The organism is Halomonas sp. Y3 (genome assembly GCF_024137965.1).
Classification (GTDB): domain Bacteria; phylum Pseudomonadota; class Gammaproteobacteria; order Pseudomonadales; family Halomonadaceae; genus Halomonas; species Halomonas mongoliensis.
Window position 1 is genome coordinate 3,315,309 of the sequence record NZ_CP099975.1, and the last position, 13,836, is coordinate 3,329,144.

Genomic DNA, 13,836 nt, shown 5'->3' on the forward strand with positions numbered 1-13,836 from the left:
CTCCCCGTGCCGAGGGGGCAGGGGCACCTAGAACCACCCCTTGCGGCGGAACACCCAGGCCAGGGTCAGACCGATGCCCAGCATCATGCCGAGCACCACGAAGTAGCCGTAGCGATGCTCGAGTTCGGGCATATGCACGAAGTTCATGCCATAGATGCCGGCGATAAAGGTCAGCGGCACGAAGATGGCGGTGATCACCGTCAGTACCCGCATGGTGATGTTGAGCCGGTGCGAGGAGAGCGAGATATGCCCGTCCACCAGGTCGCCGCAGATGTCGTAATACATCTGGGTCAGGGTCAGCAGCCGCTCGAAGCGCTCGTGAACGTCATTGATGGCGTAGAGGGTCTCGCTGACCTCCCGGGGCAGGTGGGAGTAGTCGCTGGTGGTCAACTCCTCGGTGATCCCCAGGTGGTAGTTGAAGACCCGCCGCATCTTCACCAGCCGCGAGCGGTAGCCGATCAGCTGGCGCATCAGCTCGTCGCCGCCGCCGCCCACCAGCCCATCCTCCAGGTCGCTGAGCTGGTTCTCGAACTCCAGCAGGCTGTCCAGGTAGAAGCCCGCCGAATGGAACATCGCCTTGAGCGCCACCTGCTCGGGGGAGCGCCGCAGCAGCTCGACGCCGCCGTTGCCGAAAAGCCGGTCGATGCTCCGCGCAGGGCCGGGGTGCAGGCTGATCAGGTAGCGCTCGGCGATGAAGAAGGCGACCTGCTGGGGGACGAAGTTGAGCTCGGCGTCGAAGGCGGCGATGCCGCGATAGAGGACCAGGGTGTGCTCCTCGAACTCTTCGATCTTGGGGGGGTGGCGGTCGCGGTGGGCATCGTCGATGGCCATGGGGTGGCAGCCGAAGGCCTCGAGCAGGGCACGCTCCCGCTCCCGGGGCTCGCCCTGGAGGTCCACCCAGAGATGGGCATCGGGCATCTCGCGAAAGCGCTGGACCAGCTCCTCGCCCCCGGCCGTGGCCACTCCCTGGCTATCGATCAGCAGTGCTCGAATCATGCGGCGTCTTCCCTGGCGGCGGCGGCGACCCGCCCACTGCCCCTCACTCTAGCACTTAGAGCCACTCTCTCCCTGGCCCGCTGCCGATGGGCGACGTCAACGCCCGGAGGCTGGTAATCTAGTGTCAGCCGCGCCCCGGGGGGCGCCGACAGGAACCAAGGAGTGAATCGATGAGTGAGCAGGTCTCTCGGATCATCGTCCCAGTGGACGGTTCACCTACCGCCTCGGCCGCGGCCCGCCACGCCAGCCTGCTGGCCCGCCTGCTGGAGGTTCCGCTGCAGCTGCTGCACGTGATGCCGCTCAATCCGGCGGAGCTCTGTGACATCCCCGCCAACCGCCAGGCCGAGGCCGACCACGACCGCGCCGTGCGCCGCGAGATCGCCGAGGAGGCCTTCGTCAAGGCCCGGGAGGCGATCGACCCCGACCTGACGCCGGCCCCGGATGAAGTCGTCCTCGAGGACAGCACCTTTATCCGCCACCCGGAGCGCGCCATCGTCGAGCACGCCCGCAGCCAGCCCGACTGCCTGCTGGTGCTCGGCGCCCGCCACCTGAGCGAGGTAGGCAAGTTCGTCCAGGGCAGCGTCAGCAACGAGGTGGTGCACCGCGCCCGCTGCCCGGTGACCATCGTCCACGACGATGCCAGCATGCTGGAGGCCTCGGGCATCGGACGAGTCGTGCTGCCGGTGGACGGTTCCCGCCACGCCAACCGGGCCTGTGCCCTGGCCGCCGCCCTGGCCCGCAGCGCCCGGGTCCCCGTGGAACTGGTCTTCTGCCAGCCCGGCGGTCAGGCCGTCGGGACGGTCGACGACGAGGAGAGCCAGGCCGAGCGCGTCTTCCGCCTGGCCCGGGAGGCCCTGGGCGAGATCCCCGCCGGGGTGGAGGAGACGCTGCTGCACGAGGAGCGCTTCGCCGAGGCGATCGTGGGTCGGGCCCGCCACCACCTGGAGGAGCGCCCGATGATCGTGATGGGGCGGCGCGGGCTGGGCAAGTGGCGCGAGTCCCTGCTGGGCAGCGTCAGCCACCGGGTCATCGACCTGGCCCCCTGCCCGGTCACCGTGGTGGTGTAGGTCGCGAGGTCGTCGGCCGTAGCCGGCGACCTTACCCTTCGTAGGCGGCCTTGAGGCGGTAGAACTCGGCGACGATCTCGTCCATGGCGGCCGGGTCATAGTCGCACAGGCCGCTGACCACCAGCTTCTTGGAGCCGATGCCGATGGGCTCGCCGCCGGACTGGATGCGGAACTCCAGCAGGCAGTCGCCGCGCTTGCCGTTCACCTCCAGGGAGGAGTTCGAAAGCTCCAGGGCCGGCGCCAGCCCATCCAGGCGCTCCAGGGAGAAGCCCATGCTGTCGTAGATCACCAGGGGGCGGCGCGGATTGAACATCACCCCCTGCGCTTCCATCAGCGGTTTGAGGTAGTGGGGGAAGTTCTTGCCGGAGAAGGCCACGTAGCAGCGGGTAAAGGCCTCCACCACCGCCTCGTCACGGGTCACCTCGCCGCTGCGCTCCACCTCGAGGTAGCACTTGCCGCCCTCGTCGCAGACGCGGATTCGTCCGTCGTCGGACTCCTGGAAGCAGAGCGGCGTGCCGTCGCCGACCATGTTGAGAAAACGGAAATCCATCCGCTGGGAGAGGCCGAAGCGCCCGAGCACCAGGGCGAACAGCAGGTCCCCCGGCACGCAGAAGCGGCGTGCGTCCGGGTTGTGGATGGGGTTGTAATCGCCGGCGACTCCCTTGGCGAAACGACTGGCCTGCTCGGCGGAGATGGAGACACGGCCTCCTGCCGGCGTATGGAATTCATCGAGAAACATGCGTGCTGTGCCTGCCTTGCGTCGTTGGCGATCCAGTTCCTGCCGGCGGCTTGCCGGAGCGCAGATGATGCCATAAAACCCTGACCAACGGAGCCTCGCGAAAGGCTACCATGGGGCAGGGACCCAGGGAGGCAACGATCAGATGCCCGAAAGGAGAGCACGCAGGAGCCGAATACGGCGACTGGCCTTTGCGGCCGGCGTCGCCGTGGCGGCGCTGGGCGGGGCGGTACTCGCGACACCGACTCTGCTCGACAGCGCCTGGCTGCAGGCGCGGCTCTCGGCCCAGGAGGGGCTGACGGTGCGCTGGGAGGACTCCCGTCCCGGCTGGGGCAGCCTTGCCGTGACCTCCCTTGCCATCGAGCGCGACGACCCCACCCTGCCGCTGGCCCTGGAGGTCGCGAACGCACGCCTGGAGCTCGGCCTGCTCGACCTGCTCAGGGGGCGGCTGATGGTCCGCTCTCTGGAGGCCAGCGGCCTGGAACGCCTCGAGGTGGCCGGCCACCGGCTCGGCGGCGAGGGGCGGCTGACCCTCGACGGACTCAGCCTGACGCGGGATGACGTCGGCGTGGGACGGCTGACCCTGGCGCTGGAAAAGGCCGATATCAGCCGCGACGGCCTCGCCCTGGTGGAGGAGATCTCGCTCACCGCCGACCTGACCGCCACCCCCTTCGACCCCGCCGTCCACCCGGGTCAGGCGGCGCTGCGCTTCGTCTCCGGCGAGCTGGCGCTCGGCGCCCGTGCCGACGCCTGGGACCTCTTCACCCCCTACCTGGCAGAGCTCGGCTGGCTGGGCCTGGCCGGTCGCGGCAGCCTGGCCGGCGCCCTGACCCTGCAGGAGGGGGAGCTCGCGCCGGGCAGCCGCCTGACCCTGGATGCCCCGGCCCTCGCCGTCACCCTGGACGAGACCGTCCTGCTGGCGGAGTCGGGCGAGGGAGAGGCAGCGGCCTGGGCGCTCCCCGATGCCGCCTACCGCCTGCAGGGCCGGGGCAGGATCGCACTGGAGGTCGACGCCGAGGCCAGCCTGGCGGTCACCCTGTCGGACCTGGCCATGCACCAGGGCGACAGCCTCGCCCCGCTGCTCACCGGCCGGCACTTCCGCCTGGCGGCGCCGCTGCCCACTGACCTCGCCGCGCCCCTGGCGCCCCCCGCCACCGCCGAGCTGCGCTGGGCGGATGCCACCCTGCCCGATATCGCCGCCTTGGGCCGCTTCCTGCCTCCGGAGGGAGGCCTGGCGCTGGAGGGCGGCAGCGCGACCCTGGACGGCACGCTGCGCTACCGGGAGGGTCGTCTGGACGGCGCCTTCCGGCTGGCCGGCGAGGGGGTCGCCCTGCGTCTCCAGGAGCAGGCGCTGAGGGGGGACATGCGCCTCGACCTGGCCCTTGGCCTGCTCGACCCGGACGCCCGCCGCCTCGACCTCTCCGGCAGCCGGCTGCGCCTGGACGCCGTCAGCAGCGAGGAGGCCGAGCCGCTGAGCCTGGACCTGAGGCTGCAGGAGGCTCGCCTCGCCTCCCGGGTGCCCCTGGCAGCGCTGCGCGACCATCCCCATCCGCCCCTGGACGGCGAACTGGCCCTCTCTGGCCGCCTGGATCGGCTGGGCTTTCTCGACCCCTTCCTGGCCCGGCTCTTCGAGGGCCGGGGGGTGACCCTGAGCGGCGGCGGCGACCTGGAGGCCCGGGCCCGCCTGCGGGATGGTGCCCTGGACGCCGGCAGCCGGCTGGACGTGGCCAGCGACGCCCTGGGCGTGGGCCTGCCCTACCTGGCCGCCGAAGGGCACGGGCACTTCAGCGCCGAGTGGCGCGACCGGCCGGGCCGCCCGCTTCACCTGGCCGCGCGGCTGGAAGAGGCCTCGCTGACCCGCCACCGGGACGGCGCCCGGCTGCTGCAGGGCGCCAGCCTCGACCTGGAGGCACAGGGTGCACTGCCCGAGTCGGACGACACCTCCCTGCCCCTGAGCGCAGACATCGCCTGGCGGGACGCCCGCCTGCCCGATGTGGCGGTGCTGGCTCCCTACCTGCCCCCCGGCGCCCCCTTCGCCCTGCACGGCGGCAGCGCCGCCAGCGCAGGACGCCTGACGCTCCACGACGAGCGCCTCGGCGGCCGCCTGACCCTGACCGGGCAGCGCATCGCCGGCCGCCTGCTCGACGAGTCGGTGTCGGGGGAGCTGCACCTGGAGCTGGTCCTGCGCGATGCGGCACCGGACGGCAGCCGCCTCGACATCTCCGGCAGCCGGCTGTCGCTGGCGGCGGCCGCTCGGGGGGCCTCCGACGAGCAGCAGCTGGGCACCCTGCTGGTGGCTCGTGAGGCGCGCTTCAGCGACCTGGACGTCCCGGCAAGGCGCCGGGGCCGGCTGGTACTGGAGGGCATGGTGGACCGCCTGGGCTTCCTGGATCCCTTCCTGCCCGGGGCCCACGGCGTCACCCTTCGCGGACGGGGCCGACTGGAGGCGGACCTGCGCCTGAGCGGCGACCGGCTGCTGCCGGAGAGCCGCCTGCGCCTCGACGCCGATGACCTGGCAGTGGGCTTTCTCGACTACCGCGCCGAGGGGCGCGGCGAGCTCAGGGCCGGCATCGACGGCAGCGCCGCCACCCCCGGGGCCCGCCTGACCCTCACCCTGCCGCGCTTCGCCCTGCGCCGGGAGGCGGTGGGGCGCGGGGAGGCAGAAGCGCAACGCACCTGGCTGGCCGGCCGCCACCTGCGCCTGGAGACCCGGACCCCGCGCTTCTCCCTGAACCCCGCGGAGCTGGCCATCGATGACGTCACCACCCGGGTGTCACTGCCCATCGTCGAGGTGCCGGACCTCGGGCTCTACGCCGCCTACCTGCCCGAGGAGGCGGGCATCATCCTGGAGGGCGGCAGCGTCAGCCTGGAAGCCGAACTCGAGCTGCTCGGCAGGCGCGCCCGGGGCGACCTGCTGCTGCAGGCCTTCAACACCGAGCTTGCGCTGGCCGACCAGCGCCTCAGCGGGGACCTGCGCCTGGAGGCGCGGCTGCGCGACGGCGACCTCGAGGCACGGCGCTTCGACGCCTCGGGCTCCCTGCTGCGCCTGGACAACATCACCCGCCGGGACGCGGACGGCCAGGGCGAGGCGGGCTGGTGGGCTCGCCTCGCCCTGGAGGAGGGGCGGCTTACCTGGACCGAGCCCCTGGCGGTGGAGGCCCGGATCGGCCTTGCCATGCGCGACAGCGGCCTGCTGGCCAGGCTCTTCCTGGCCGGCGCCCGGGAGCGGGAGTGGCTGGGCCGGCTGCTGACCGTTCGGGAGGTCCAGGGCGAGGCCCGGCTGGGCATGAACGACCACGGCATCCGGCTTTCACAGGCCCGCCTCGACGGCGGCCCGCTGACGCTGCTGGCCGATCTCCACTTCCATAGCGAACGCCTCGACGGCAGCCTCTACGCGCGATTGGGCCGGCTGGCGGTGGGAGTCGAGCTCGAGGAGGGGGAGCGCACCCTGCGTTTCTGGCAGCCGCGCCGCTGGTATGAGGACGGCGCCGAAGGGGAACCGCCGGCGCTGGAGGAGACCACGCCGGAGGCGTTTCGCGAGGCGCTTCCCACCCCCTGACCCGGCTTCCCATGGGGGCACCCCGCAACCCGTGAACGGGTGTATGAAAAAAGGTCCCGAGAAAAGTCGTTAGCATGCAAAAAAAGCATGTAGAAAGGCTCTGGAATGGGCTCCCCCGCCATATTGCACTGCACCACTGCATGCTAGAATCGCCACGCTTTTACCCCCTCCCTGACCCCCTTCCACGGGACACTTCCGTCATGCTGACAATCGAAAGAACCTCCCCTCGGCCCCGGCGCCTCGCCTGGTGGTCATCTCTTGGCGTGCTCGCCACCCTTGCCCTGGTAGCCAGTCCGAGCGCCCACGCGGTCACCGGCTCCCTGGACATGACCGGCTCCCTGGTCGGCCTGCTTGCCGTGAGTATCTTCGTCCTCGCCTATGCCCTCGTTATGGGCGAGGAGAAGCTGCATATGCGCAAGTCCAAGCCGGTGCTGGTGGCGGCCGGCATCATCTGGTCGCTGATCGGCTGGGTCTATGTGCAGTCGGGCATGCCGGCCGAGGCCGAGCATGCCTTCCGCGAGACCCTGCTCGAGTTCACCGAGCTGATGCTCTTCCTGCTGGTAGCGATGACCTATATCAACGCCATGGAGGAGCGCCGCGTCTTCGACGCCCTGCGCTCCTGGATGGTGCGCAAGGGCTTCAGCTATCGCCAGCTGTTCTGGATCACCGGCGGCCTGGCCTTCGTCATCTCCCCCATCGCCGACAACCTGACCACCGCCCTGCTGATGTGCGCCGTGATCACCAAGGTGGCCGAGGGCGACAAGCGCTTCATCAACCTCTCCTGCGTCAATATCGTGGTAGCCGCCAACGCCGGGGGTGCCTTCAGCCCCTTCGGCGACATCACCACCCTGATGGTGTGGCAGGCAGGCCTGGTGAAGTTCTACGAGTTCTTCGAACTGCTGGTGCCCTCACTGGTCAACTACCTGATTCCGGCCGTGGTGATGAGCGCCTTCATCAAGAACCGCAAGCCCGACAGCCTGCAGGAGGACGTCTGGCTCAAGCGCGGCGCCCGGCGCATCATCGCGCTCTTCCTGCTCACCGTGGCCACCGCCGTGGCCTGCCACACCCTGCTGCACCTGCCGCCGGTGCTGGGCATGATGACGGGCCTTGGCTACCTGCAGTTCTTCGGCTACTACCTGCGGCGCACCCTGCCCCGCTCCCTGGAGAAGAAACGCACCCGCTACACCCAGCGCGGCGATGACAAGAAGCTGGCCCAGCTCGGTAGCGTGGTGCCCTTCGATGTCTTCAACCGTGTGGCGCGGGCCGAGTGGGACACCCTGCTGTTCTTCTACGGCGTGGTGATGTGCGTGGGCGGCCTCGGCTTCATGGGCTACCTGGGCATGCTCTCCGAGGCGCTCTACACCGGCTGGGATGCCACCTGGGCCAATATCGCCCTGGGCGTGATCTCGGCGGTGGTGGACAACATCCCGGTGATGTTTGCGGTGCTGACCATGCAGCCGGAGATGTCCCATGGCCACTGGCTGCTGATCACCCTCACCGCCGGCGTCGGCGGCAGCCTGCTTTCCATCGGCTCCGCCGCCGGGGTGGCCCTGATGGGCCAGGCCCGCGGCAACTACACCTTCATGGGCCACCTGCGCTGGGCCCCGGTGATCGCCCTGGGCTATGCCGCCAGCGTGGCGACCCACCTCTGGCTCAACGCCCACAGCTTCACCGTCTTCAACTGACGCCTCCACTTCCCCCGCAGCACCCCGGCGGCCGTTGCCGCCGGGCTCTCCTCCTCTATCTGCACTCCCCCTCCCCTCGCCGCTGGGCCACGACTCATCAGGAGCCGCGCCGACGGGACTCCCCCGGCTTGATCATTCGCACCCGGTACTTGGGACGCCCGGGGGCGGGAACCTTGCTCTCGTCCTGAACGGCCGGGGACGCCGGGGCGATCTCGACCCAGGCGAAGGTCGGCAGCGCCAGCCCCCAGTAGATGGCCGACAGGCGCAGGCAGAGGGTGGTCACGAGCGACAGGGCGATGGCCAGGGAACCGGGAGCCCCCAGGGCATCCAGGCCGACATAGGCGATGCCGCCGGCAATGGCCGCGGTGGCGTAGATCTCCTCCCGCAGCACCATGGGCACCCGGCGAGCCAGCACATCACGCACCATGCCGCCGGCCACCCCGGTAATCATCCCCATCAGTACCGCGACCAGGCCGGAGGTGCCGAGAAGAAGCGCCTTGTGAGCACCGATCACCACGAAGAGCGCCAGCCCGAAGGCGTCGGCCACCGGCAGGAAGACCCGTGACAGACGATGGATATAGTGAAAGCCGACGATGGAGAGCCCCACGGTGGCCAGGATCACCCAGAGGTAGGTGGGATCGGTGACCCAGAACACCGGCCGAACGCCGAGCACCAGGTCGCGCAGGGTACCACCCCCGATGCCGGTCACGGCCCCCAGCACCAGCATGCCGAAGGGGTCCATGCGCGACCGACAGGCAAGGATCACCCCCGACAGCGCAAAGACGATCACGCCCGCCATGTCCAGCCAGTAGATCAACCCGCTCAGCATCCCACTCCTCCTGTCGGCCAGAGACCCAAAGGCCGCACAGCATAGCCCAAAATACTCCCGAGGGAAGTCCCCTTCACCGCCCCGCCGTTGCCTGATGGGCGATGCCCCTCAAGAGCCTTCCCAGCACGTCGGCGCCGGTCAGGATACGCTTCTCCTCCCCCCAGAGCAGGATCACATCCTCGTCCAGCACATCATCCTCGCTGTGCTCGGGGCGCACCCGAAAGCGGCCGATCACCTCGCCGAGCGGGGTGTCCGGATCGCGGACCAGAATCGGCCGGTGGCAGCAGGCCAGCGGAAAGAGTTCCCCGCGGCCGAACAGGACGTCGCGCAGGAAGCCATTGTCGTCGAGCACCAGCCTCGGGGTAGCGGTCTCGTCGAGCAGAGCGACGGGGCTCTGCTGCATTGCAAAAACGCCAATTCCGCCTATTTTGTTAGATGGGGATTAGAAAAAGCCGGCGCCCCTCCTGGAACGGTTCGGCGTTGCCTCGAGGGAGCGCCGGTCGGCTCTGAAAGAGCAGGAGGTAGGGAATTGATACGCGCAGAAGGCGTTACCAAGATCTTTGGCCCGTCCCCGAAAACGGCACTGCCCCTCCTGGAAGCGGGCAAGCGCAAGAGCGATATCCAGGCCGAGACGGGGCAGGTGGTGGGCGTCAACAACGTCAGTTTCACCCTGGAGCCCGGCGAGGTGTTCGTCATCATGGGGCTCTCGGGGAGCGGCAAGTCGACCCTGATTCGCTGCATCAACCGCCTCCACGAACCTACCGCCGGGAAGATCTTCTTCCAGCACCCCGATGAGGGCGAGATCGAGATCACCCAGCTCGCGCACGAGCGCTTGAGACGACTGCGCAAGTCCCACATGAGCATGGTCTTTCAGCATTTCGCGCTCTTTCCCCACCGTAGCGTGCTCGACAACGTGGCCTACGGCCTGGAGGTCCAGGGCAAGCCGCGTGACGAACGCCATCACCATGCCCAGGAGATGCTGGAGATGGTCGGGCTCGGCGACTGGGGGCAGTCCTATCCGGCGGAGCTTTCGGGTGGCATGCAGCAGCGGGTCGGGCTGGCTCGGGCGCTGGCCACCGACGCCGAGGTCCTGCTGATGGACGAGCCCTTCTCGGCGCTCGACCCGCTGATCAAGGTCAACATGCAGGAGGAGCTGAAGAATATCCAGCAGCAGCTGGGCCGCACCATCCTGTTCATCACCCATGACTTGGACGAGGCCATGCGCATCGGCGATCACATCGCCATCATGGAGGAGGGGGAGATCGTCCAGCTCGGCACCCCCGAGGAGATCCTCGTCAACCCGCGGACCGAGTATGTGGCCCGTTTCGTCGAGCACGCCGACCCCACCGGCGTCATTACCGCCGGCACCATCGCCCTGCCCTTCGACAGCCAGACCTTCACGACGGTGAGCGAGGCCGACGGCGTGCGCTTCGTCGCCGCCGCTGACCAGCCGACGCTGCACTACGGCCTGGATGACCAGGGGCGGCTCAAGGAGGCCCGCCTGAACGAGCAGCGCCTCGAGATCCGCTCCCTCGACGAGGCGCTGGAAAGCGAGGCCCGCGGCGCCCGCCGCGAGGATCTGCTGATGCACTGCCCGCGGGAGACGGTGCTGCGTCGGGTGCTGCGCGGCCGCACCCGCACCGCCCTGCCCACCCTGGTGACCGACGCAGAGGGACGCACCACGGGCCTGATCGACGAGCTCCAGCTGATTCGCGGCATCCTCGAGAAGCGCGGGCCAGGCACCGATGCCGCCCCCCAGCCGACTGAGGAGGAGGCCACCCCATGAGCGAATTTCTCGAGCTGATGCGCCAGCTGATCACCGACCCTTTCGGACTGCTCGACGCCCTGCCGGTGCGCCAGTGGATCACCGACGCCGTGAACTGGGTAGTCAGCAACTTTCGCACCACCTTTCGGGCCTATATCAGCCCGCCGGTGCGTGGCGCCATGGAGCTGATCCAGGCGGGCCTGATGGCCATCCCCCCGGGGCTGTTCCTGATCGGCACCTTCCTGATCGGCTGGCGGGCGGCCTCATGGCGGGTCGGGCTGTTCAGCTTCATCGCCCTGGCCCTGGTGGGCTTCATGGGCGTCTGGAACGCCCTGGTGGTGACCCTCTCGCTGGTAATCACCGCGGTGCTGTTCTGCATGCTGATCGGCCTGCCGCTGGGCATTCTCTGTTCGCGCAGCGACCTCTTCGCCAAGGCTATGCGTCCCATCCTCGACATCATGCAGACCACTCCGCCCTTCGTCTATCTGGTACCGGCGGTGATGCTGTTCAGCATCGGCAACGTGCCGGGGCTAATCGCCACCATCATCTTCGCCATGCCGCCGATGATCCGCCTGACCAACCTGGGCATTCGTCAGGTACCGACGGAGTACATCGAGGCCGCCGAGGCCTTCGGCTCCACCCCGCACCAGACCCTCTGGAAGGTGCAGATTCCTCTGGCCCTGCCGACGGTGATGGCGGGGCTCAACCAGACCATCATGCTGGCGCTCTCGATGGTGGTGATCGCCGCCATCATCGGCGCCGGCGGGCTAGGCCTGGAGGTCTATGCGGGGCTCGAGCGGCTCAATATCGGCCAGGCCTTCGTCGGCGGCATCGGTATCGTGCTGCTGGCCATGGTGCTGGACCGGATCACCCAGGGACTGGGCGAGAAGGTGCCCGGCAAGGGCAAGTAGTCCCACCTGCACAATGCACACAGGAGGCATGTCATGCAGACCACAACAACACCTCGACATCCGCTGAAGCAGACTACCCTGGCCCTGTCGGCGGCCTGCCTGCTCGGCCTGGGCAGCCAGGCGGCGGCAGACGAGCAGCGACCCGGCGAGGGGGTGACGGTGCAGCCCGCCGTGGCCAGCTGGACCTCGGCGGTGCCGGTGAGCTGGACCTTTGTCGAGCTGCTCGAGGAGCTCGGCTACGATGTCCAGACGCCGATCTCGCTCTCCAACCCGGTGGCCTACCTGGCGATCTCGGAGGGAGACGCCGACTACTGGCCCAACGCCTGGTTTCCGCTGCACGAACCGCAGCTGCCCGACGGCTTCCATGACGTGGCAACCCTCTTCGACCCGCTCTGCAACGCCTGCGGCATTCAGGGCTACCTGGTCGACATCCCCTCCCTCGAGGAGTACGAGATCACCGGCATCGACGACTTCACCCGCGACGAGGTCAAGGCCGCCTTCGATGCCACCGGCGACGGCAAGGCCGATCTGTTCGGCTGCCCTCCCGGCTGGGGCTGTCACGAGGGCATCAACGCCATGCTCGACAAGTTCGAACTGCATGACCACATCAACCACGTTGACGCTGGCTATGCGGCCAACTTCGCCGAGGCGCTGTCGCGCATCCAGGCCGGCGAACCGGCGCTCTATTACACCTGGGGCCCCAGCGCCTGGCTGCTCTCCCTGGTCCCCGGCGAGGACGTGATGTGGATCAACGCTCCGGGCATCGTCGAGGACGAGGCCGAGCGCGCCGAGGGCGTCGAGGGCGCGGTCAGCGACCCCATCGAGATGGGCTTCGCCGCCGCCGATATCCAGGTCGCGGCCAACAACGACTTCCTCGAGGCCAATCCGGCCGCCGCCGAGCTGTTCCGCCAGGTGCGCCTGCCGCTGGACTGGATCAGCATGGTGGACGGCGAAATGGACGAGCAGGACCTCTCCGATGCCGAGGTACGACCGCTGGTCGCCGACTGGATCGCCGACAACCGCGATACCGTCGATGAGTGGCTGGACGCCGCCCGCGCCGCGGCCGAGTGATGCCACGCCGACAGCCGGCCTTCATACGCCCGCCGCCCCGCGGCGGGTGCAACCTGCCGCCTCCCCGGGCGCAGCTTCCCCGCGACGTGGCGCCGCGGCTGCCTGTCCCTGCCCAGCGAGCCCCCCGCCGCCTCAGCCCCTGGTCGCATCCTGATGGGCGATGCCCCTCAAGAGCCTTCCCAGCACGTCGGCGCCGGTCAGGATACGCTTCTCCTCTCCCCAGAGCAGGATCACATCCTCGTCCAGCACATCATCCTCGCTGTGCTCGGGGCGCACCCGAAAGCGGCCGATCACCTCGCCGAGCGGGGTGTCCGGATCGCGGACCAGAATCGGCCGGTGGCAGTAGGCCAGCGGAAAGAGTTCCCCGCGGCCGAACAGGACGTCGCGCAGGAAGGCATCGACATCGAGCACCAGGCGCGGGGTGGCGGCCTCGTCCACCAGCACCACCCGACTCCGCCCCGAGGCCTGCAGCGCCCGCAGGAAGGGGTCATCGGCGTGGCGGCGGAACTCGGGAAAGCGCGGCCTCGCTCCGTCGAAGGGCAGGGTAACGATGCTCGTCGGGTCGAGGCGCTCGCCCTCGCACCCCAGGGGCACATCGTCCAGGGCCAGGAAATTGATGGCCCCGCGCCCCTCTACCCGGTCGATCTCGGTCTCGGTGGACTCCATATGCAGGCGGATCAGCTGGTTGAGGTCCCGCTCCCGGTAGTAGGGGATCGCCTCGGGCCCCAGCCAGCGGTCCAGCACCCAGGCCGTGGGCCTGGCCACGGGCCAGAGCAGCAGCTGGTAGCCACGGATCAGCGGGGCCAGCAGCGATGCCATGCGCAGCGCATGGCGGGAGAAGAACGCCTGGGGGAGGATCTCGGCGCAGAGGGTGATGACGACGGTGGAGAAGAAGAAGGCCACCAGGGCCCCCATCACCGACCCGGAGAGCAGCGCCAGCAGCACATTGACCGCCACGTTGCCCCACAGGATGGTGACCAGCAGGAAGTTGGCGTCGTCGCGCAGCGCCTTGACCCGCAGGGCGCGCCGACTGCCGCGGCGCGACTCGATCTCCAGCTCCAGCTTGTTGATGGAGAAGAACGCCAGGTTGAGCCCCGAGAAGATCGCCGACTGGCTGAGGCAGAGCAGGATGCCGATCCAGGTCAGCAGGGTCATCGAGACCTCCTTGTCGGGCGTCGAGGAAAGGGAAAGCGCGCCGATGGCTCCCCGGGCGCCGG

The 13,836-nt window shown here is 69.1% G+C and carries 11 protein-coding genes; 6 read left to right on the forward strand and 5 right to left on the reverse strand.

The window, feature by feature from the left end:
- Positions 1-27: 27 nt before the first annotated feature.
- Positions 28-996 carry a magnesium transporter CorA family protein gene (locus NHL60_RS15650; RefSeq protein ID WP_253445478.1) on the reverse strand — a complete coding sequence of 323 codons (969 nt, stop codon included), beginning with the start codon at positions 994-996 and terminating at the stop codon, positions 28-30.
- A 170-nt stretch (positions 997-1,166) separates the two neighbouring features.
- Between NHL60_RS15650 and NHL60_RS15655 the strand changes: the two genes are divergently transcribed.
- Positions 1,167-2,063 carry a universal stress protein gene (locus NHL60_RS15655; RefSeq protein ID WP_253445481.1) on the forward strand — a complete coding sequence of 299 codons (897 nt, stop codon included), beginning with the start codon at positions 1,167-1,169 and terminating at the stop codon, positions 2,061-2,063.
- Positions 2,064-2,094: 31 nt separating this feature from the next.
- Here NHL60_RS15655 and NHL60_RS15660 read toward each other — a convergent pair whose 3' ends face one another.
- Positions 2,095-2,802 carry a DUF3581 domain-containing protein gene (locus tag NHL60_RS15660; RefSeq protein ID WP_253445483.1) on the reverse strand — a complete coding sequence of 236 codons (708 nt, stop codon included), beginning with the start codon at positions 2,800-2,802 and terminating at the stop codon, positions 2,095-2,097.
- A gap of 142 nt (positions 2,803-2,944) precedes the next feature.
- Between NHL60_RS15660 and NHL60_RS15665 the strand changes: the two genes are divergently transcribed.
- Positions 2,945-6,358 (forward strand): hypothetical protein, encoded by a 3,414-nt coding sequence (locus tag NHL60_RS15665; RefSeq protein ID WP_253445485.1) that lies wholly within the window; start codon positions 2,945-2,947, stop codon positions 6,356-6,358.
- A gap of 200 nt (positions 6,359-6,558) precedes the next feature.
- A complete protein-coding gene (nhaD, locus tag NHL60_RS15670; RefSeq protein ID WP_253445487.1) occupies positions 6,559-8,043 on the forward strand; it encodes a sodium:proton antiporter NhaD in 1,485 nt (494 codons plus the stop codon).
- A 97-nt stretch (positions 8,044-8,140) separates the two neighbouring features.
- Here nhaD and NHL60_RS15675 read toward each other — a convergent pair whose 3' ends face one another.
- Positions 8,141-8,869 (reverse strand): trimeric intracellular cation channel family protein, encoded by a 729-nt coding sequence (locus NHL60_RS15675; protein ID WP_253452238.1) that lies wholly within the window; start codon positions 8,867-8,869, stop codon positions 8,141-8,143.
- Positions 8,870-8,945: 76 nt separating this feature from the next.
- Entirely contained in the window at positions 8,946-9,275 is a 330-nt protein-coding gene (locus NHL60_RS15680) for a hypothetical protein (protein ID WP_253445490.1), read from the reverse strand.
- 126 nt (positions 9,276-9,401) lie between these two features.
- On the opposite strand from NHL60_RS15680, the gene NHL60_RS15685 reads away from it, so the two are divergent.
- The 3 genes from NHL60_RS15685 to proX are packed head-to-tail and all read left to right on the forward strand — an operon-like array spanning position 9,402 to position 12,619.
- A complete protein-coding gene (locus tag NHL60_RS15685; RefSeq protein WP_253445493.1) occupies positions 9,402-10,658 on the forward strand; it encodes a glycine betaine/L-proline ABC transporter ATP-binding protein in 1,257 nt (418 codons plus the stop codon).
- Positions 10,655-11,548 carry a proline/glycine betaine ABC transporter permease gene (locus tag NHL60_RS15690; protein WP_253445496.1) on the forward strand — a complete coding sequence of 298 codons (894 nt, stop codon included), beginning with the start codon at positions 10,655-10,657 and terminating at the stop codon, positions 11,546-11,548. The genes NHL60_RS15685 and NHL60_RS15690 overlap by 4 nt, the downstream gene beginning before the upstream one ends.
- Positions 11,549-11,581: 33 nt before the next feature.
- The gene (gene proX, locus NHL60_RS15695; RefSeq protein ID WP_253445499.1) at positions 11,582-12,619 is read left to right on the forward strand and encodes a glycine betaine/L-proline ABC transporter substrate-binding protein ProX; all 1,038 of its coding nucleotides are present in this window, start codon (positions 11,582-11,584) and stop codon (positions 12,617-12,619) included.
- A gap of 132 nt (positions 12,620-12,751) precedes the next feature.
- On the opposite strand, the gene NHL60_RS15700 is transcribed toward proX, so the two are convergent.
- Positions 12,752-13,774 (reverse strand): DUF21 domain-containing protein, encoded by a 1,023-nt coding sequence (locus NHL60_RS15700; protein WP_253445502.1) that lies wholly within the window; start codon positions 13,772-13,774, stop codon positions 12,752-12,754.
- Positions 13,775-13,836: the final 62 nt, after the last annotated feature.

What these genes read in the sequence shown, in the direction of transcription:
- NHL60_RS15650 (WP_253445478.1), bottom strand. Translation starts at nt 996, where the DNA reads ATGATTCGAGCACTGCTGATCGATAGCCAGGGAGTGGCCACGGCCGGG.
- NHL60_RS15655 (WP_253445481.1), top strand. Translation starts at nt 1,167, where the DNA reads ATGAGTGAGCAGGTCTCTCGGATCATCGTCCCAGTGGACGGTTCACCT.
- NHL60_RS15660 (WP_253445483.1), bottom strand. Translation starts at nt 2,802, where the DNA reads ATGTTTCTCGATGAATTCCATACGCCGGCAGGAGGCCGTGTCTCCATC.
- NHL60_RS15665 (WP_253445485.1), top strand. Translation starts at nt 2,945, where the DNA reads ATGCCCGAAAGGAGAGCACGCAGGAGCCGAATACGGCGACTGGCCTTT.
- nhaD (WP_253445487.1), top strand. Translation starts at nt 6,559, where the DNA reads ATGCTGACAATCGAAAGAACCTCCCCTCGGCCCCGGCGCCTCGCCTGG.
- NHL60_RS15680 (WP_253445490.1), bottom strand. Translation starts at nt 9,275, where the DNA reads ATGCAGCAGAGCCCCGTCGCTCTGCTCGACGAGACCGCTACCCCGAGG.
- NHL60_RS15690 (WP_253445496.1), top strand. Translation starts at nt 10,655, where the DNA reads ATGAGCGAATTTCTCGAGCTGATGCGCCAGCTGATCACCGACCCTTTC.
- proX (WP_253445499.1), top strand. Translation starts at nt 11,582, where the DNA reads ATGCAGACCACAACAACACCTCGACATCCGCTGAAGCAGACTACCCTG.
- NHL60_RS15700 (WP_253445502.1), bottom strand. Translation starts at nt 13,774, where the DNA reads ATGACCCTGCTGACCTGGATCGGCATCCTGCTCTGCCTCAGCCAGTCG.